This is a genomic window from Pseudomonas sp. LAMO17WK12:I10, assembly GCF_900215185.1.
GTDB lineage: Bacteria > Pseudomonadota > Gammaproteobacteria > Pseudomonadales > Pseudomonadaceae > Aquipseudomonas > Aquipseudomonas chlororaphis.
In genome coordinates this window covers 19,478-37,792 of record NZ_OBDX01000019.1, presented here as the reverse complement: position 1 = coordinate 37,792, position 18,315 = coordinate 19,478, and the positions used below count along the sequence as shown (strand labels likewise).

At 63.2% G+C, this 18,315-nt stretch carries 16 protein-coding genes; 9 read left to right on the top strand and 7 right to left on the bottom strand.

Annotated features, from left to right (window positions below; all coding sequences use genetic code 11):
- Positions 1–6 precede the first annotated feature (6 nt).
- From CRO75_RS20145 to CRO75_RS20130, 4 genes are all read left to right on the top strand, one after another.
- Positions 7–885: an endonuclease/exonuclease/phosphatase family protein gene (locus tag CRO75_RS20145; RefSeq protein ID WP_097137688.1), complete on the top strand. Its 879-nt coding sequence runs from the start codon at positions 7–9 to the stop codon at positions 883–885.
- A complete protein-coding gene (locus CRO75_RS20140; RefSeq protein WP_097137686.1) occupies positions 882–3,023 on the top strand; it encodes a GGDEF domain-containing protein in 2,142 nt (713 codons plus the stop codon). Before CRO75_RS20145 ends, CRO75_RS20140 begins: the two co-directional genes overlap by 4 nt.
- 105 nt (positions 3,024–3,128) lie before the next feature.
- Entirely contained in the window at positions 3,129–3,908 is a 780-nt protein-coding gene (locus CRO75_RS20135) for an N-acetylmuramoyl-L-alanine amidase (RefSeq protein WP_009041533.1), read from the top strand.
- Between the two features lie 72 nt (positions 3,909–3,980).
- A complete protein-coding gene (locus CRO75_RS20130; protein ID WP_177409768.1) occupies positions 3,981–5,603 on the top strand; it encodes an EAL domain-containing protein in 1,623 nt (540 codons plus the stop codon).
- 3 nt (positions 5,604–5,606) lie between these two features.
- Here the strand turns inward: CRO75_RS20130 and CRO75_RS20125 are convergent, their stop codons facing one another.
- Together CRO75_RS20125 and algB are read right to left on the bottom strand one after the other, a co-directional pair.
- On the bottom strand, positions 5,607–7,394 hold the full coding sequence (locus CRO75_RS20125) for a KinB sensor domain-containing domain (protein ID WP_097137684.1): 1,788 nt from the start codon (positions 7,392–7,394) through the stop codon (positions 5,607–5,609).
- 10 nt (positions 7,395–7,404) lie between these two features.
- Complete coding sequence (gene algB, locus CRO75_RS20120; protein WP_009041536.1) at positions 7,405–8,751, bottom strand: sigma-54-dependent response regulator transcription factor AlgB; 1,347 nt, start codon at positions 8,749–8,751, stop codon at positions 7,405–7,407.
- Positions 8,752–9,198: 447 nt separating this feature from the next.
- Here algB and CRO75_RS20115 point away from each other — a divergent pair, with 447 nt between their 5' ends.
- The 5 genes from CRO75_RS20115 to CRO75_RS20095 all read left to right on the top strand — a co-directional run bounded on the left by CRO75_RS20115 (position 9,199) and on the right by CRO75_RS20095 (position 13,590).
- Positions 9,199–9,486 (top strand): hypothetical protein, encoded by a 288-nt coding sequence (locus CRO75_RS20115; protein ID WP_097137682.1) that lies wholly within the window; start codon positions 9,199–9,201, stop codon positions 9,484–9,486.
- Positions 9,487–9,557: 71 nt separating this feature from the next.
- Entirely contained in the window at positions 9,558–9,722 is a 165-nt protein-coding gene (locus CRO75_RS20110; RefSeq protein WP_003177151.1) for a DUF1328 domain-containing protein, read from the top strand.
- A 2-nt stretch (positions 9,723–9,724) separates the two neighbouring features.
- Positions 9,725–10,189: an inhibitor of vertebrate lysozyme family protein gene (locus CRO75_RS20105; RefSeq protein WP_097137679.1), complete on the top strand. Its 465-nt coding sequence runs from the start codon at positions 9,725–9,727 to the stop codon at positions 10,187–10,189.
- A 740-nt stretch (positions 10,190–10,929) separates the two neighbouring features.
- Positions 10,930–12,261: a glutamate/aspartate:proton symporter GltP gene (gltP, locus tag CRO75_RS20100; protein ID WP_085532561.1), complete on the top strand. Its 1,332-nt coding sequence runs from the start codon at positions 10,930–10,932 to the stop codon at positions 12,259–12,261.
- A gap of 99 nt (positions 12,262–12,360) precedes the next feature.
- A complete protein-coding gene (locus tag CRO75_RS20095; protein ID WP_097137678.1) occupies positions 12,361–13,590 on the top strand; it encodes a spore maturation protein in 1,230 nt (409 codons plus the stop codon).
- Between the two features lie 78 nt (positions 13,591–13,668).
- Here CRO75_RS20095 and CRO75_RS20090 read toward each other — a convergent pair whose 3' ends face one another.
- The 5 genes from CRO75_RS20090 to CRO75_RS20070 form a co-directional block, all read right to left on the bottom strand.
- Positions 13,669–14,301, bottom strand: coding sequence for an ABC-type transport auxiliary lipoprotein family protein (locus CRO75_RS20090; RefSeq protein ID WP_097137676.1), 633 nt, complete (start codon positions 14,299–14,301; stop codon positions 13,669–13,671).
- Positions 14,298–15,236, bottom strand: coding sequence for an MlaD family protein (locus CRO75_RS20085; protein WP_097137674.1), 939 nt, complete (start codon positions 15,234–15,236; stop codon positions 14,298–14,300). The genes CRO75_RS20090 and CRO75_RS20085 overlap by 4 nt, the downstream gene beginning before the upstream one ends.
- A gap of 1 nt (position 15,237) precedes the next feature.
- Positions 15,238–16,041 (bottom strand): ATP-binding cassette domain-containing protein, encoded by an 804-nt coding sequence (locus CRO75_RS20080; RefSeq protein WP_007924271.1) that lies wholly within the window; start codon positions 16,039–16,041, stop codon positions 15,238–15,240.
- Complete coding sequence (locus CRO75_RS20075) at positions 16,038–17,186, bottom strand: ABC transporter permease (protein WP_097137672.1); 1,149 nt, start codon at positions 17,184–17,186, stop codon at positions 16,038–16,040. Before CRO75_RS20075 ends, CRO75_RS20080 begins: the two co-directional genes overlap by 4 nt.
- 69 nt (positions 17,187–17,255) lie before the next feature.
- Entirely contained in the window at positions 17,256–18,287 is a 1,032-nt protein-coding gene (locus tag CRO75_RS20070) for a DUF5924 family protein (protein ID WP_097137670.1), read from the bottom strand.
- Positions 18,288–18,315 lie beyond the last annotated feature (28 nt).

The window sequence follows — 18,315 nt, the reverse complement described above, 5'->3', positions numbered from 1 at the left end:
CCTGCCATGCGACGTTGGGGTACGGAACGCATCGTTGGCCTGCATGATCCGCGGGTCAACGAGCACCATGTGGCGTCCTCCGGCCTGCCGGCAGACAGCCGTCTGCGGTTGCTCAGTTTCAATATCCAGGTCGGTATCAGTACCGAACGTTATCGGCATTACCTGACCCGTGGCTGGCAGCACCTGTTACCGCACAACGGGCGCGCCGACAACCTGCAAAGGATCGGCGATCTGCTGGGCGACTTCGATCTGGTCGCCCTGCAGGAAGCCGATGGCGGCAGCCTGCGCTCGGGCTACGTCAATCAGGTCGAGCACCTGGCCCAACTCGGCGCCTTCCCCTACTGGTACCAACAGCTCAATCGCAACCTTGGCCGCCTGGCCCAGCACAGCAATGGCGTGCTCAGCCGCCTGCGTCCCTGGGCGATCGAAGATCATCCGCTGCCCGGCCCCAAGGGCCGTGGTGCGATTCTTTTACGCTTCGGCGATGGTCCCGAAGCGTTGGTGGTGGTGATGATGCACCTGGCCCTGGGTGCCCGTACGCGTACCCGGCAACTGGCCTATATCCGCGAGATGATTGGTGGCTACAAGCATCAGGTGCTGATGGGCGACATGAATACCCATGCCAGCGATCTGCTGGAACATTCGCCGTTGCGCGACCTCGGCCTGTTGGCGCCGCAACTGGAAGCGACTTTCCCCAGTTGGCGCCCGCAACGCTGTCTTGATCATATTTTGCTCAGCCCCAGCCTGACGCTGGAGCGGGTCGAAGTCCTGGCCCAACCGATTTCCGATCACCTGCCGGTCGCGGTAGAGATTCGTCTGCCGGGTTCGCTCACGGCCGATGCATTCCCCGCGCTGAGTCCTGCCCCTCGCGGAACCCATGAATGAGCGACGACGCCCAGCGCTGGAAAGAGAAGTACCTCAAAAGTATCGAACAACAGGAAAAACTCGAGCGACGCTGGAATGCCCGCCTCGACCTGCTTCGCCGTGGCCTGGTGCGCAGCACGCTGGCGGCCGAAGGTACTGATCGCGCTGTCGATCAGTGCATGAAGGAAATGCGCGAGGTGGTGCGCACCGACGATATGGACGCGGCCCTGGCGGCCCTGTTGCCGCGCCTGGAAAAAGCCGTGCTGGACTCCGAGCAGCGCCGCGAGACCCGTATCGAGCAAATGAGCACGGCCCTGACCTCGCTGGTCAGCCAGTTGCAGAAGCTGCCGTTGCCTCGCGAGGTGAGCCGTCCGCTGAAAAACTTCGCCAAGCAACTGGATGGTCGCGTCGGGCAAGCCCGGGAAATTCCACTGTTGCTGGGTGAGCTGAGCGGCCTGCAAGGCAAGGCGCTGAGCCAGTTAGAGAGCCCCGCGGAACCGCCCCGCCCAGGTTTGCTGCAGCGTCTATTTGGTGGTCGTGACGCTGACGAAGCGCCTGCCCTGCCCGCGGCCGAAATGCCTGCGGTGGTGGCGAGCCCGGTTGCGGTACAGCCACTGGTAGCGGCTGAAAGATCTATGGTTGAAACGCCCCCGTCTCGTGTCGAAGTCGCGCCTGCACGGCCGTCCGAAACCCCTGCGCCTGTGGTCGAGGAGCTCGCAGCTGTCAGCCAGGCGCCCGAGCCACAACCGCAAGCACTGCCCGAGGTAACCACGGCTGCCCAGGTCGAGGCCTTTGTACCGCCGGTGCTGGAGTCGGAGAAACCCATCGCTGTCGAGCCGGCCCCGCCGCTGCTGGACTCACAGGAACCGCCGCCAGCCGTGCCTGAACCCATTGAAGTGCCGCCGGCCGTGCAGCCTTCGGCGGTCGACGCTGCGGTTGCTCTTTCCAACCCGGACGAATTGATCGTTGCCGCCCCCGCCGAGGCGGCCCCGGCGCCTGTGCTGCTCGATCGCTTGCCGTTGCCGGCGGCCATGGCCGAGGCGCTGGCGGCGATCGACCCGCAGCAGGCCGAGCAGGATGTGCTGTATGCCCTGCCCGACACGCCGGAGCCCTCCTACAGTTCGGTGGCCAAGCACATCGAACATACCCTGCTCGGCCTTCTGGATGACCTGAGCCTGCCAGAACGTCATCGGCCGCAAGCCGAGTCCATGCGCGACCGCTTGCAACATGGATTGAACTGGTACGAATTGCTGCCGATCCTCGACGATCTAGCAGTATTGATGCTGGCGATCACCGACAGCGGCCAGCATGAGTTCGAGGCGTATCTCAAGCGACTCAACGAGCGCCTGGAATCCTTCCAGAGCAACCTGCAGGCCGCCAGCGAGGGTCACGCCGACAGCAGTTCGGCGGCGCGGGAGATGGACACGCAGATTCGCGAGCAGGTCGATGGCCTGCAAAGCAGCGTTCAGGAAGCGGCGGATCTGGACGATCTCAAGCAAGTCCTGGAAAGCCACCTGGAAGGCCTGCTTGGCACCATGGACCATCACCAGAAGCAGCGTGACGAGCGCGAGAAGGAAGTGGCCGCGCGCCTGCAAAGCCTGGCCGAGCGGGTGTCGAGCATGGAGCAGGAAGCCCAGGGCTACCGCGAGCACCTGGAAGAACAGCGGCAGAAAGCGCTGATCGATCCCCTCACCGGCCTGCCCAATCGGGCGGCCTGGAGCGAGCGTCTGGAGCATGAAGTGGCGCAGTGGCAGCAGCACGGCAACACTTTGTTGCTGGCGATGCTCGACCTCGACCACTTCAAGCGCATCAACGACAACTACGGTCACCTGGCCGGCGACAAGGTGCTGAAGATCATCGCCGGCGTGCTGCGCAAGCGCCTGCGCGGCAACGATTTCATCGCCCGCTTCGGCGGCGAAGAGTTCGTCCTGCTGATACCCGATACCACATGGCCGGTCGGGGCACGCCTGGCGGAAACCTTGCGGGCGGCCATCGAAGCCTGTCCGTTTCACTTCAAGGGCGAGCGGGTGACCATCACCATGTCCATCGGCATGAGTGCCTTCAAGCCGGGAGAACGCAGCGATCTGGTGCTCAAGAGAGCCGATCAGGCGCTCTATCGGGCCAAGGAGGCGGGGCGCAACCGGGTGGAACTGGGCTGACGCATAATTTGTTCCATTTTGTATAAACCGGTGTTTTCGCCGTTTTTCCGCAAAGGCAGTACGTTACACTGTTGCATTATTTTCTCCAGCGTACTGCCTTCCGCCATGAAAGTTCTTGTCCTCGCCTTGTCCCTTCTGTTGCTGGCCGGTTGCGCCAGCGGTCCGCGTTTCGATACCAGCCACCCTTCGGTCAACTTCGATGAGCGGGTGCAGTTCGTGGTGGTGCATTACACCTCGGCCTCGATGGAGCGCTCCCTGCAACTGCTGACCCATGGCCAGGTCAGCAGCCACTACTTGATCGGCGACGATAAGGCGGCGACCATCTACAAACTGGTGGACGAGCAATACCGCGCCTGGCACGCCGGCGAGAGCCAGTGGCAAGGCCGTACCTGGCTGAACTCCAGTTCCATCGGGATCGAGATCGTCAACCCGGGCTTTCGCGACCTGCCCACCGGGCGTGTCTGGTATCCCTACAGCGAAGCGCAGGTCCAGAGCCTGATCGTGCTGCTCAAGGACATCAGCAAGCGCAACAACATCGCGCCACAGCACATTATCGGCCACAGTGATATCGCTCCCCTGCGCAAGCTCGACCCGGGTCCGCTGTTCCCTTGGAAGCGTCTGGCCGAAGCCGGGTTGGGCCGGTGGCCGAACGCCCAGGCGGTGGCGCGCCAGCAGGCGTTCTTTGCCGCGTCGCTGCCGAGCATCGCCTGGTTCCAGCAAGAGCTGGCTCGCCTGGGCTATGAGACGCCGCAGACCGGCGAACTGGATGTGGCGACCCGTCACGTGCTGGCCGCGTTCCAGATGCATTACCGGCCGTCGCGTTTCGACGGCCAGCCGGATGCAGAAAGCGCTGCGATCCTGCAGGTGCTCAACCAGACAAAATAATGACGCCCGCCCGACGGTCAGGGTTTTTTCTCAATCAGTAGCTATAACTCATTGGTAACCCTCGGATATCCAATGATGCCGGCCGCTCGCGAACCCCTACGCAGTTGGTTCTATCGCCCCTGGCTGTTGGCGATGTGTACGGCTGTGTTGAGTGCGGCCCTGCTGTTGGCGGCGAGCCTGGGCATTGCGATGCACGAGGCGCAACTGCGCGAAAGCGAGCAGATGAATGCCCAGGGCCAGCGTTTTCTCGAACGCCTGGAGCAACTGTTCGGTCAGTTGCGTGAAGGCCTGGACGTACTCGAGGCGCAGCCCCTGCGCGGATGCAGCCCCGAGATGGTCGTGGCCCTGCAGCAGATCAGCTTCAGTTATCGCTTCATTTATGAAGCGGCCTATATCGATGCAGCCCAGGCCTGCACCAACTGGCCGCTCCAGGACAACCTGGCCGTGATGCGGCCGCCGGATATCCGCGGCCCGACCTACAGCTACTGGCTGAACACTTCTACCGAACCCAATGAAAACCGCGCGGCGCTGATGCTCGGGCGCGGCAACTTCCGCGTGGCGACGTCTCGCGGGCACCTGACCGACATGGTCGACCTGCCCGCCAACAGCAGCCTGATGGTGGTTCTCGACCATGGCTCGCGGGCCATCCCGGTGCTGGGGCCGGCGCTGGACTGGCCGCCGACCGAACCGTGGCCGCCCACGGGACGCAGCCCGTTGCTGGTGACCCAGGACCAATTGATCTACCGGATGCCCACCAGCAATCCGGAGTATCAGATGGTGCTCATCACCCCCCGCAGCAACATGCGGCGAGAAATCTTCGAGGGGTGGTGGTGGCTGTTGCCCAGCAGCCTGGTGCTGGCGGTCTTCATCGGCGGCCTGGCCTTTCAACTGGCCGGGCAGCGCCAATCCCTGGGCGCCGAATTGCAGGGGGCGCTGCGCCGCGGCGAGCTGCAGGTGCTGTATCAACCCATCTTCGATCTGCGAACGCGCCAGTGTGTCGGCGCCGAGGCCCTGCTGCGCTGGCGTCGTCCGGACGGCACCCTGACCAGCCCGGACCTGTTCATTCCCATGGCGGAGAACACCGGGCAGATTCGCCCGATCACCGATTTTGTCCTGCAACGCCTGCTCGAACAGTTGGGGCATCTGTTGCGGGCCAACCCGCAGCTGTACATCTCGGTCAACCTGGCGGCCTGCGATGTCATGGTGCCGCGGATCGGCAAGGTGATGGCGCGCCTGTTGGCGCTGCATCGGGTGGCGGCGCGGCAGATCGCCTTCGAAGTCACCGAGCGCGGGCTGATCGATGTGGTGGTCGCCCGGCATAACCTGCAAGCCTTGCGGGACGTTGGCCATCAGGTGCTGATCGACGACTTCGGCACGGGTTATTGCAGCCTGGCGTACCTGCAGACCCTGCCGGTGGATTACCTGAAGATCGACAAGGCATTCATCGATGCCCTGGGGCATGACGCCGCCAGCAGCGGCGTCGCCCCGCACATCATTCGCATGGCCCATGCTCTACAGCTCAAGGTGATTGCCGAGGGCATCGAGTTCGAGGATCAGGCGTTGCTGTTGAGCAGCGAGGGTGTGCGTTTTGGCCAGGGTTGGCTGTTCGCCCATGCGCTGAGCGCGGTGCAGTTCATCGACCTGATTACCCGCGGGCGCCGCCTGGGGCCGCGGCGCCTGGATGACGGGGCCTAGCCCCTAGAGGGGCAAGGCCAGATAGAACTGGGTTCCCTGCCCGGGCCGTGAATAGACGCCCATGCGCCCGCCGTGCAGTTGCACGATTTCCTTGCACAGCGCCAGGCCCAGGCCGGCCCCGCCTTTCTTGCGTCCGACCTGGACGAAGGGTTCGAAAATCCGCCCCTGTTGCCCATAGGCGATGCCTTCGCCGTTGTCTTCGACGCTGATGATGACCCGCTCGCCATGCCGGCGGGCCTGCAAGCGGATCAAGCCACCCTTGGCGGTATGCCGCAGGGCATTGTCGATCAGGTTGTCCAGCACCCGCTCCAGTTGCATGCGGTCGGCGTGCAGCCGCGGCAATGGCGCCTGGAGCTCCACCCGCAGCTCGATGCCCTGCGCCGTGGCGGCGCCGATGAAGCGGTTGCGCGCCTGCTCCAGCAGCTCTTCGAGGGTGCAAGGCACCAGGGTGAGCTTCTGCAGGCCATTCTGATAACGCGAGAAGTTCAGCAGGTCGTTGATCAGTTGCATCAGGCGCTGCATTTCTTCGTTGACGGTGTTCAGCAGGTCGGCTTCGCGGGACTCCTCCGGGAAGCGCAGGCGTTCCTGCAACAGGCCGAACGCCATGTGCATGCCGGTGACCGGGGTGCGCAATTCGTGGGAGGCACGCAATACGAACTCGCTGCGCACACGCTCGAAGGCTCGCTGCTCGGTGACGTCGTGCAGCACCATCACCGCGCCGAGGATATGCCCCTGGGGATGGCTGACCGGGGTCAGGCTGTACGTCAGCAGGCGCGATTCGCCATCGACCTCGACGCTGAGGTCTTCCGGCGCCCGTTCCAGGGTGCCGCCGCGCAATACCAGTTGCAGTTGCTCGTCCAGTTCCGGTCGCTGCAGGGCGCTGCCCAGCCCTTGTCCGAGGCATTCATCGTCCCAGCCCAGCTGGCGTTGGGCTACCGGGTTGAGGTGTTCCAGGTGACCCTGGCGGTCGATCATCAGCAAACCGTCGTCGATGCTGTCGAGCACCGATTGCAGGCGCTGCTGGCCGGCGAGCAGTTCGTCGATATTGGTGGCCTGATGCTCGCGCAGGGCTTGGGCCATGATTCCGAAGCGCCGGGTCAGCAAGTTCATCTCGGCAGCCGCAGACAGGGGCAGGGTCACGTCGAAGTTGCCTTGGCCGATATTGTCGGCGGCCTTGGCCAGCGCTTCGATGGGGCCGCCAAAGCGCCGGGCGATGCCATGGGCGGTGATGAAGCCGATGATCAGCACGGCCAGCCCGACCAGGCCGAGCAGGCCGGCGATCAGCAAGGCGCGGTTGCGGGCCTGGTGTTCGATGTCATTGATGTTGTCCAGGGCCTGCTTGTGCTCGCCGATCAAGCCATTGCGCAGGGTATTGAAGCGGTGGGTCAGTTCGGTATTGCCATTGACCCCTGCCGAGCTCCCGTCGGCGCGCTCGAAGGCTTCGAAGAAACGCTGGTAGTCGTCGCGTGCCTGGGTGAAGCCGTTACGTACATTGTTTTGCCGTTCATGCTCGATGCCCTGCTCGAGCAGGGCCAGGTATTCCTGCCTGGAGTCGTCCAGCGCCGTCCGGTCAGGGTTGTGATTGAGCATGATGAGCAGTTGGTCGCCCAGGGTCTGTCGCAGCTTGAGCCCCAGGTCCAGGGTAATGAAGTTGTTGCGGATCAGCGCTTCCTGGGTCTTGGCCATCTGCATCACGCTGACCAGCCCGAGCAGCAGGCCGAGCAGCGCCACGGTGATCAGCGCCGAGATGCTCAGAAACAGTCTCGTGCGCAGTTTCATCGCTAACTTCATGAGGTGCGGCTCACAGGTTGTACTGTTTGCGTTTGCGGTACAGCGTCGAGGCGTCGATGCCGAGCGTCTTGGCGGCCTGGTCGAGGGTATCGCTGGTGGCCAGTACGGCGCCGATATGGGCTTTCTCCAGCTCGTCCAGGCTCAAGGCAGCGCCGATGCGCGGGGTGTTGTTGGTTGGTTGCTCGGCCATGCCCAGGTGGCTGATCTCCACCTTTTCCTGGGGACAGATGATGCTGGCGCGTTCCACCACGTTGCGCAGCTCGCGGATATTGCCCGGCCAGCGGTAGTTGAGCAGCGCTTCGCGGGCCTCGTCGCTGAAGCCACGGGCGGGACGGGCGTATTCCTTGACGAAGCGCGCCAGGAAACGGTCGGCCAGGGTCAGGATGTCTTCGCTGCGCTCGCGCAGCGGCGGCAGGTGCAGGGTGATCACGTTCAGGCGGTACAGCAGGTCTTCACGAAAGCGTCCGTCGCGCACCATGTCCTCGAGGTTGAGGTTGGTCGCGGCGAGGATGCGCACGTCGGCGCGGCGGGTCACCGGGTCGCCGACCCGCTCGTATTCCTTGTCCTGGATGAACCGCAGCAACTTGGGTTGCAGGGTCAGCGGGAAGTCGCCGATCTCGTCGAGGAACAGCGTGCCGCCGTCAGCCTGGTTGACCCGGCCAAGGGTGCTTTCGCTGGCGCCGGTAAAGGCCCCGCGGCTGTGACCGAACAGCTCGCTCTCCATCAGCTCGGCGTTCAGCGACGGGCAGTTGATGGTGACGCAGGATTTCCTGGCGCGCTTGCTCCAGCCATGAATGGCCCGGGCCAGCTCGCCCTTGCCGGTGCCGGACTCGCCGAGGATCAGGATGTTGGCGTCGGTGCCGGCGACCTGGCGGGCGGTTTCCAGCACCACTTTCATCGCCGGACTGTGCGAATCCAGGCCGTCCTTGGGTTTGCGCACTTCGCCTTCGAGGGCCTCCAGGCGCGCCGAGAGCTGGCGGACTTCCAGCTGCTTGGCGGTCGCCAGGCGCAGTTGATCGGGGCTGCAGGGCTTGACCAGATAGTCGGCGGCGCCGGCCTGGATGGCGTCCACCGCGGTATCGACGGCCGAATGGGCGGTGACGATGACCACCCGCATCCAGGGGGCCTGGATGCGCATCTGGGCCAGTACGTCCAGGCCGTTGTCCTCGCCCAGGCGCAGGTCGAGGAAACACAGGTCGAACACCTGGCGTTGCAGCAAGGTATCGGCCTGAGCGGCGCTATTGGCCGTGGCGACGGTGTAGCCCTCGTCTTCCAGGCAGTAACGGAAGGTACGAAGGATCGCGGACTCATCATCTACCAGAAGAATGCGGCCTTGATTTTCCGGTGCTGATTCCATGTCCGAGGCTCCTGAAGTGAGTGATCTTATTTAGTCCCGGAAAAATCGGGCAAGTTGCATGGTTAATTCTGATCGATTTCCAGGCGTGCAGATTAGTTATCTCCGGGGCCTATTGCTAATCGGTTGGAAACAATAGGTTTTTTATTGATTTGAGGTCTTGCCCGCAGTCCTTTCCCGATTTCGCCACTGTACTCCATGCATTTTCAGCTGCGCTTTTTTCCTCAAGTACCGGGCCGATCGTGCAATTCGCACGGTATCCAGGGCGGCATCGTGCAGGATGGCGTATGGCAAGCCTCCCAGGCTTATTACAACTCATTGTTTTTATTGGGTTTGTTTTAATCATGAAAGCTGGCATGCAGGCTGCAACAACCTGATCAGGCTCGGTTGAACAAGCTGCAGGCGCAGCAAAGCGTTGAGAACAATGACCCCCATGGGAGGAGCTTCCGGATGAAACGCCAACGTCTCGCCCCATTGTCTGTTTCGTCCCTGCATCTGCAGCAGGGATTGTTCGCCAGCCTGGCATTGCTGGTGACCTTGATTGGCGGTCAGCAGTTTTCGCGTTGGGAGCAAAGCCAGCAGCAAGAAGCTGTGAGGTTGCCGGTTTCTCACCCCACTCAAACCCACTTCAGTGCAGTCAGCACTCGGTTTGCCGATTCCGCCCCGATGCTTCTGATGGACGTCGACCAGGCTCAGCCTGCCACCGACACGGCTTATCGGGAGCGCTGGGTGTTCTAGGCAGGACAGTCGGTGCGCAACGGCGGGCCGGCTAGGCAGTACCTCTAAATAGAAGCGTAAGGAGAATGACCATGTTGAGCTGGGCAATCACATTCCTGATCATTGCCATCATCGCCGCGGTACTGGGCTTTGGTGGTATCGCGGGCACCGCCACGGGGATCGCCAAGATTCTCTTTGTCGTTTTCCTGGTGATGTTCATCGCTTCCTTCTTCTTTGGCCGTCGTGGTCGAGGTTGAACATGAGCGTTTCTTTGAAAACATTGGCCGCCGCCCTGTTGCTGGGCGGCGCGGCCACGGCGATGGCGGCCAACGACGGGCAGACCCGGGTCAACGAGTTGTTGAACAGTGACCCGCAATACCGTGAAACCTGGCAGGAAGTCGTCGAAAAGGAAGAGCGCCTGCCGGAATGGGTGATGAACCTGTCCGGTGACGCGCAGCAGATGAATGCGGTGGAAGAAGACGGCGACAAGTACCTGGTCGGTCCGCTTTGCGAAACCCGCGATACCTGTCGCAACCAGCGCCTGATCGTGGCGTTCAGTTTCGACAAGAAACACGCCTACGCCATGTTGGTCGAAGTGCCGGCGGGCCTGCCCGCGGACAAGTCGCCGACCCGCCATGCCGAATACCGCTTTCTCGGCAAGCCGGACGCTGGCATGCAGGGCTTGCTCAAGGAACAGCTGAAAAAGGATCCGAACTGGTACTGAGTTGACTGCTTGAAGGTTCGACCATGGAAAGCAGGCGCCCCACCCGGGCCTTGCTTTCTGTTGCACCGCCCCGAGGAGGGGCCGCGCATGACCAGGGGGCCGGGACGTTCTGATCGCAACCGGATCGGAGTGACCTAGGGGTACAGGGAGTGCCTCCGCGAGGGCCGGCTCAGGAAAAACTGCGGCGCAAGTTCGCCAGCCGCTCAGGCTTGACGACTTGCGTCGTGTTTGGATGCCACAAACCTTTGTGGCAGAGCGGTGGCCTGCTTTTTCAGGCAGGGGTTCGCGACAAATATTTCGAGTTGCCTGGTCTAACCGTTTCACGGTGTTTCCTTGCGACCGTACATCGAGAAACTTTTAGCTTTTTCCACATGAGATTTCTGGTTCTAACGTAAGAACTTTCCCTTCTTTCGAAGGTCATTCCGAGCCCGCCCAAAAGCGCTGAATGCCGCCTGAAATGGCCGTTTCACGGCAGATGGTCAGGCCGAAATGTCGCATTCAAACCGGTTGGGACGCCCGTTTTGTTTAGAAAAACTCATGCCGATTCGGCATAGGGTAGGCGTTTACGGCATTAGACGCGCCCCCCTTGCGTCGGAATAGTTGCGCCTTTTTTCGCCTGCAGAGAGCCGTAAATGCTCGCTCGGGGTGACCTTATACGGGGGCCGATGCACAGACTTTTCCGCCATTGAGCGTTCCAGTTCGCGCATCAGCCCGAGTCCAACTGAAGTAAGGGTAATGATATGAAGAAGGCAAAACTAAGCCTCGCCTGGCAGATCCTCATCGGTCTGGTGCTGGGGATTGCAATTGGTGCGCTGCTCAACCATTTCAGTGCCGAAAAAGCCTGGTGGATCAGCAACGTCCTGCAACCTGCGGGCGATATCTTTATCCGCTTGATCAAGATGATCGTGATCCCGATCGTGATCTCCTCGCTGATCGTCGGTATTGCCGGCGTGGGCGACGCAAAGAAGCTCGGGCGTATCGGCCTGAAGACCATCATCTACTTCGAAATCGTCACCACCATCGCGATCCTGGTCGGCCTGGTGCTGGCCAACGTGTTCCACCCGGGCGCCGGCATCGACATGAGCACCCTGGGTACCGTGGATATTTCCAAGTACCAGGCGACCGCCGCCGAGGTACAGCATGAACACGCGTTCATCGAAACCATCCTCAACCTGATCCCATCGAACATCTTCGCGGCCATGGCCCGCGGCGAGATGCTGCCGATCATCTTCTTCTCGGTGCTGTTTGGCCTCGGTCTGTCGAGCCTGCAGGCCGACCTGCGCGAGCCGCTGGTGAAGATGTTCCAGGGCGTCTCGGAAAGCATGTTCAAAGTCACCCACATGATCATGAACTACGCCCCGATCGGCGTATTCGCCCTGATCGCGGTGACCGTGGCCAACTTCGGTTTCGCTTCCCTGCTGCCGCTGGCCAAGCTGGTGATCCTGGTTTATGTGGCCATCGTTTTCTTCGCCTTCGTGGTCCTGGGCCTGATCGCTCGCCTGTTCGGCTTCTCGGTGATCAAGCTGATGCGCATCTTCAAGGATGAGCTGGTGCTGGCCTACTCCACCGCCAGCTCGGAAACCGTGCTGCCGCGGGTGATCGAGAAGATGGAAGCCTACGGCGCGCCGAAAGCCATCTGCAGCTTCGTGGTACCGACCGGTTACTCGTTCAACCTCGACGGTTCGACCCTGTACCAGAGCATCGCGGCGATCTTCATCGCCCAGCTGTACGGCATCGACCTGTCGATCAGCCAGCAATTGCTGCTGGTCCTGACCCTGATGGTCACCTCCAAAGGTATCGCCGGCGTACCGGGCGTGTCCTTCGTGGTGCTGCTGGCGACCCTGGGCAGCGTGGGCATTCCGCTGGAAGGCCTGGCCTTCATCGCCGGTGTCGACCGCATCATGGACATGGCCCGTACCGCGCTGAACGTGATCGGCAACGCCCTGGCGGTCCTGGTCATTGCGCGTTGGGAAGGCATGTACGACGACGCCAAGGGTCAGCGCTACTGGAATTCCCTGCCGCACTGGCGCAGCAAGGAGCCGCTGCCGGCCGGTGAAGTCACCAAAGGCTGACAGCTGTAGCTGTCATCATCGACAAACCCCGGTCAATCCGGGGTTTGTCGTTTCTGTCTGCACCGCTATCATTCGCCGCATCTTCTGGGGGAATAACTGATGCTCAATGGCCTGTGGCTTGGCTTCTTCATCGTGGCGGCCGTTTCAGCGCTGGCGCAGTGGCTGGTCGGCGGTAACGCCGGGATCTTCGCGGCGATGGTGGAAAGCATCTTCGCCATGGCCAAGCTGTCGGTGGAAGTGATGGTGCTGCTGTTCGGCACCCTGACCCTGTGGCTGGGCTTTTTGCGGATCGCCGAAAAGGCCGGGATCGTCGACTGGCTGGCCAAGGCCCTGGGCCCGCTGTTCACCCGCCTGATGCCGGACGTGCCGCCAGGGCACCCGGCCATCGGCCTGATTACCCTGAACTTTGCGGCCAATGGCCTGGGGCTGGACAACGCCGCCACGCCGATCGGCCTCAAGGCCATGCGCGCCCTGCAGGACCTCAACCCCAGCGCGACCACGGCGAGCAACGCGCAGATCCTGTTCCTGGTGCTGAACGCTTCGTCCCTGACCCTGCTGCCGGTGACCATCTTCATGTACCGCGCCCAGCAAGGCGCCACCGACCCGACCCTGGTGTTCCTGCCAATCCTGCTGGCCACCAGCGCCTCGACCCTGGTCGGTCTGCTGTCGGTCGCGGTGATGCAGCGCTTGCGCCTGTGGGACCCGGTGGTGCTGGCCTACCTGATTCCCGGCGCCCTGGCCCTGGGTGGCTTCATGGCCTTGCTCGCCACGCTGTCGGCCTCCGCGCTGGCGTCGCTGTCGTCGATCCTGGGCAACCTGACCCTGTTCGGCCTGATCATGTTGTTCCTGGTGATTGGCGCGCTGCGCAAGGTCAAGGTCTACGAGGCCTTCGTCGAGGGCGCCAAGGAAGGTTTCGACGTCGCCAAGAACCTGCTGCCGTATCTGGTGGCCATGCTCTGCGCGGTGGGCGTGCTGCGCGCCTCCGGGGCTCTGGACTTCGGCCTGGACGGTATCCGTCATCTGGTGGAATGGGCTGGCTGGGACACACGCTTCGTCGATGCCTTGCCGACGGCCCTGGTCAAGCCCTTCTCCGGCAGCGCCGCGCGGGCCATGTTGATCGAAACCATGCAGACCCAGGGCGTGGACAGTTTCCCGGCGTTGGCCGCGGCGACGATCCAGGGCAGTACCGAGACCACTTTCTATGTGCTGGCGGTGTACTTCGGCTCGGTCGGCATCCAGCGGGCGCGCCATGCCGTCGGCTGCGCCCTGCTGGCCGAGCTGGCCGGCGTGGTGGCGGCGATTACGGTGTGCTACTGGTTCTTCGGTTAAGGCTCGGAACGATTCGCGGGCAAGCCTCGCGCCTACCAGGACCATCCTGTAGGCGCGAGGCTTGCCCGCGTGAGGCCATCAGTGCCTGACCAGCTGACTGCCCTGCTTCACCGTCCACTCCACCACCTGCCGGTTCAAGGCGTCCCCGGCCTGGCCAAACCCGGCGACCACCGCCGGCACCTTGGTATCGTTCAGCGGCTGGCGCACTTCGAAGCGCTGGCTGGCCAGGATCTTCTGGTCGTAGCCGCGCACCAGGCGCGCATCCAGGCGGATCACCACCGCCACCGCCTTGCCCTGGTATTCGCTTTGGAATGCCTGCAGGTTGCCGCCCAGTTCGAGATCGGTCTGCACATCGCTGTCGTCGGTGCCCAGCAACTGCACCCGGCCATCGGCGAGGAACCCATCCAGCAGCCGATTGCGCAGCAGCACCGGCGCCGGATCGCTCCAGCGCGCGTCCTTGTAGCTGCTGATCACATCGCCTTGGGGGATCACAGCGATTCTCGCGCTGTTCAAGGCGTCGCTCGCCAGGGGTTTGGTCAGGCGCAGGGACCAGGGCTGCGCGTGGCCTTGAGGCCGGGCTGTGGCGCTCTGGGCCGTGGGCAGGCGATAGATATCCACCGGGTCGGCCTGGGGCAGGATCGAGCAGGCGCCGCTCAAGGCGAATCCGGCGGCCAGGGCCAGCCGGCCGAATGGGCGATAGGCACGCTTCATGGCGTGAACTCCTTGTTCTTGTCACTGCCCAGCAGGTAGCCGCTGGGGTTGGCTTCCAGGCGACGCGAAATGGCCCGCAGCGAGCTCAGGGTATCGCGCAGTTCGCGCACGGCCGGCGCCAGGCCATTGAGGCCCTGGATGCCGTTGTTCAGCGAGTCCTGGTTGTCGGTCAGCAGTTTGTTGAGGGTGGCGCTGCTCTGTTCCAGCGATTGCATGGCCAGCCCGGCGCTGCCGAATATCTGCTTGCCCTGCTCGTTGAGCAGGCCGTTGGCGTTGCGCATCAGCGCGGTGGTCTGTTCCAGGGTGGCGCTGGCCTGCTTGCCGATGGACGCCAGTTGCTGCATGGCCAGGCGCACGTCGCCGCGCTGTTCGGCGATGGCTCCGGTGGTCTGCTCCAGGTGTTCGAGGGTGTTGCCGATGCGCTCGACGTTCTCTGGCGAGAACATGCTGTTGGCGTTGTGCAGCAGCAGATTGACGCTGGTCATCAGGTCTTCGCTGTTGTTCAGCAGGCGGGCGATCGGCGATGGCGACGCGACGATCACCGGCAGTTTGCCGTCCTTGCCCAGAAGCGGCTGGCTTTGTGGAGTACCGCCACTGAGCTGGATGATCGAGGTCCCGGTGATGCCGGTCAGGGTCAGCTTGGCCTGGGTGTCTTCCTTGATCGGGGTTTCGCCACTCAGGCGGATCCGCGCCAGGACCCGGCGCGGGTCGTTCGGGTCCAGGCGCAGGCTGACCACATCGCCGACCTTGATCCCGCTGTACTGCACGGCGCTGCCTTTGGACAGGCCGCTGACGGCCTCGTTGAACACGATCTCGTAGTCCTTGAACTCCGTGTCGACGCTGGACTTGGCCAGCCACAGGCCGAACAGCAGGGCGCCGACCACCACAATCACGGTGAACAGGCCGATCAGTACATGATGGGCTCGGGTTTCCATGTCATACCTCGTTGAGCTGTGTAGCGGCCTGATACGCCGCGCGGCCGCGAGGGCCATGGAAGTACTCGTGAATCCAGGCGTCGTCGGTCTCGGCGACCTGGTCGATGGCATCCGCCACCAGCACCTTTTTCTGTGCCAGCACCGCCACCCGGTCGGTGATGGTGTACAGCGTGTCCAGGTCGTGGGTGACCAGGAACACGCTCAGGCCCAGGGCGTCACGCAGGGTCAGGATCAATTGGTCGAAAGCCGCGGCGCCGATCGGGTCGAGGCCGGCGGTGGGTTCGTCGAGAAACAGGATGTCCGGGTCCAGGGCCAGCGCCCGGGCCAGGGCGGCACGCTTGATCATGCCGCCGGACAGCGAGGCCGGGTATTTGTCGGCCGCCGACAGCGGCAACCCGGCCAGCGCCAGTTTCACCGCCGCCAGGTGCTCGGCGTCGGCGCGGCTCAGGCCGGCATGCTCGATCAGCGGCAGGGCAACGTTTTCGGTCACGGTCAGCGACGAGAACAGCGCGCCCTTCTGGAACAGTACGCCGAAGCGCCGTTCGATCAGCGAGCGCTCATGTTCCGCCAGGCTCGGCAGGTTCTGGCCGAAGACCCGCACCGAACCTTCGCTGGGCTGGCGCAGGCCGATGATGCTGCGCAGCAGCACCGACTTGCCGCTGCCCGAGCCGCCGACCACCGCGAGGATCTCGCCCTTGTACAGGTCCAGGTCGAGGTTTTCGTGCACGCTCTGCGGGCCGAAGCGATTGCACAGGCCACGGACTTCGATCACCGCCTCGGCGGGCGGACGGGTTGAACGGTTCACCAGCCCATCTCCATGAAGAACAGCGCGGCGACGGCATCGAGGACGATCACCACGAAGATCGATTGCACCACGCTGGACGTAGTGTGGGCGCCTACGGACTCGGCGCTGCCGCTGACCTTGAAACCTTCCAGGCAGCCGATGGCGGCGATCAGGAAGGCGAAGATCGGCGCCTTGACCATGCCCACCAGGAAGTGCTGCACGCCGATGTCCGATTGCAGCAAGGCAAGGAACATCGCCGGCGAGATATCCAGCGACAGCGCACAGACCACCCCGCCACCGACAATCCCCGAGAGCATCGCCAGGAAGGTCAGCATCGGCAGCGCCACCAGCAGCGCCAGGACCCGGGGCAGCACCAGCAGCTCCATCGGGTCCAGGCCCAGGGTGCGGATGGCGTCGATTTCCTCGTTGGCCTTCATCGAGCCGATCTGCGCGGTGAAGGCGCTGGCGGTTCGCCCGGCCATGAGGATCGCGGTGAGCAGCACACCGAACTCCCGCAGGAAGGAGAACGCCACCAGGTCCACGGTAAAGATGCTGGCGCCAAAACTCTGCAGCACCGTGGCGCCGAGGAAGGCCACCACGGCGCCCACCAGAAAGGTCAGCAAGGCGACGATGGGCGCGGCGTCGAGGCCGGTCTGCTCGATATGCGCGACCATCGGCGTGATGCGCCAGCGCTTGGGGCGCAGCAGGCCGCGGGCCAGGGTTTCGAGGATCAGGCCGACGAAACCCAGCAGCTTCAGGGTGTCCTGCCAGATGGCGTCGACCGCCTTGCCGATCCGGGTCAGCAACTGGATGCCGACCGATATTTCCGGCTCCTTGAGCGGCACGCAGAAGTCGGCCAGCGAGCAGTAGACGGTCTGCAGCAGCGCGCGGTCGGCTGAAGACAAGGTGCAATCGGGGTGTTCGGTGGACTGGCCGAGGCGCTCGGAGCCCAGCAGCTCGACCAACAGCGAGGCGCCCGCGGTATCCAGGGCGCCGAGGCCGTTGAGGTCGATGTGGGTGCTGCTGTCGTACTGTCCGGTGAGCTTTTCGCAGAGGTGCTTGAGCTCGGTGTAATGGACGAGCGTCCAGTCCCCCGCGACTCGCAACCGCGAGGGGGAACTCGACGTATCCAGTTGGGCACTGCCGGCCGTCGTGCTCTGAGTCATAAGCTCCGTGCTTGCATGGTTTTTACGCAGTGCTACGTAATACCACGATCGAGACGACTTTGCCTTGTACTAAGGTGCTGAGTCTTGCCCGTTGGTGCCGGTGATCTTGAAGCGCAGCACGCCGATCACCTGCCCGTCTTCGGTCAGCACCCGGATCTGCCAGCTGCCGGTCGGATCGCCGGGGAAGTTCTGCTTGTGCGACCAGGCGCGGTAGCCCTCCTTGCGTCCGCCGTGGATGTCCAGGGCCACCCGGTCGACCTCTTTACCGTTGAATTGCCAGACGTGATAAATGCGCTCGTCCAGCCCGCGCGGCGCATTGATCGCGGTGTAGGCATACAGCCCGGCGCTGCGCACGTCGGCGGCGCTGACCTCTTTGAGGCTGGCGCCGGGGGTGCGGTCCTGCAACTGGGTGCTGATGGCTTCCTCGGTTATCCACAAGGTCGCCGGCGGAACCCAGGAGCGCAGCAGCCAGCCAGTGCCGCCGATGGCCAGGGTCATGCCCAGCAGCATCAGCGCGCCGCGCAGGTTGCGGATCGGGAAGATCGACGCAAGACTGGGGAACGACAACAGCATGGCGATGCCCAGGGCCAGCTTGAAGCTCTGCGCGGTGGTCAGGTGCAGGATGATCGGCAGCGCGGTCAGCAATGCGGCGAACAGCGTCAGGGTGTGCAGGGCGAGGAACAGCCAGCGGCGTGGGGCCAGCCATTTGTAGTACAGCGGGTCGATGATCGAGACCAGCGCCGAGGCGCCCAGCAGGCCGGTGAATACCAGTTGCCCGCTGTTCCAGGCGGTGGTGATGAAGAAGAACGGCAGGACGAAAAACAGGCTTTCCTGGTGAATCATCTGCGTTGCGTAACGCAGCAGCGGCTGGGGGATTTCCCGCTTGAAGATCCTGGTGAACAACTGGGTCAGGCTGTTTTCCAGCATCAGCCAGATCCAGCTCACCAGCATGATCACGGCGATCCAGGTGGCCAGACCCTGTTGGCGGTCCACCAGGATGAAACTGCCGACACCGGAAATGAAACCGCCGAGCGCAATGACCCCTGGGTAGCGCTTCATCAGTTCCAGGATGCGCTGCATGTAATGAGTCAGGTTTGGCATTCGGCGATCACACTAGAAAAATCCCCGA

What these genes read in the sequence shown, in the direction of transcription:
- CRO75_RS20145 (WP_097137688.1), top strand. Translation starts at nt 7, where the DNA reads ATGCGACGTTGGGGTACGGAACGCATCGTTGGCCTGCATGATCCGCGG.
- CRO75_RS20105 (WP_097137679.1), top strand. Translation starts at nt 9,725, where the DNA reads ATGAGCGTTTCTTTGAAAACATTGGCCGCCGCCCTGTTGCTGGGCGGC.
- CRO75_RS20140 (WP_097137686.1), top strand. Translation starts at nt 882, where the DNA reads ATGAGCGACGACGCCCAGCGCTGGAAAGAGAAGTACCTCAAAAGTATC.
- CRO75_RS20115 (WP_097137682.1), top strand. Translation starts at nt 9,199, where the DNA reads ATGAAACGCCAACGTCTCGCCCCATTGTCTGTTTCGTCCCTGCATCTG.
- CRO75_RS20070 (WP_097137670.1), bottom strand. Translation starts at nt 18,287, where the DNA reads ATGCCAAACCTGACTCATTACATGCAGCGCATCCTGGAACTGATGAAG.
- CRO75_RS20095 (WP_097137678.1), top strand. Translation starts at nt 12,361, where the DNA reads ATGCTCAATGGCCTGTGGCTTGGCTTCTTCATCGTGGCGGCCGTTTCA.
- CRO75_RS20135 (WP_009041533.1), top strand. Translation starts at nt 3,129, where the DNA reads ATGAAAGTTCTTGTCCTCGCCTTGTCCCTTCTGTTGCTGGCCGGTTGC.
- CRO75_RS20090 (WP_097137676.1), bottom strand. Translation starts at nt 14,301, where the DNA reads ATGAAGCGTGCCTATCGCCCATTCGGCCGGCTGGCCCTGGCCGCCGGA.
- CRO75_RS20085 (WP_097137674.1), bottom strand. Translation starts at nt 15,236, where the DNA reads ATGGAAACCCGAGCCCATCATGTACTGATCGGCCTGTTCACCGTGATT.
- CRO75_RS20130 (WP_177409768.1), top strand. Translation starts at nt 3,981, where the DNA reads ATGATGCCGGCCGCTCGCGAACCCCTACGCAGTTGGTTCTATCGCCCC.
- CRO75_RS20125 (WP_097137684.1), bottom strand. Translation starts at nt 7,394, where the DNA reads ATGAAGTTAGCGATGAAACTGCGCACGAGACTGTTTCTGAGCATCTCG.
- gltP (WP_085532561.1), top strand. Translation starts at nt 10,930, where the DNA reads ATGAAGAAGGCAAAACTAAGCCTCGCCTGGCAGATCCTCATCGGTCTG.
- algB (WP_009041536.1), bottom strand. Translation starts at nt 8,751, where the DNA reads ATGGAATCAGCACCGGAAAATCAAGGCCGCATTCTTCTGGTAGATGAT.
- CRO75_RS20075 (WP_097137672.1), bottom strand. Translation starts at nt 17,186, where the DNA reads ATGACTCAGAGCACGACGGCCGGCAGTGCCCAACTGGATACGTCGAGT.
- CRO75_RS20110 (WP_003177151.1), top strand. Translation starts at nt 9,558, where the DNA reads ATGTTGAGCTGGGCAATCACATTCCTGATCATTGCCATCATCGCCGCG.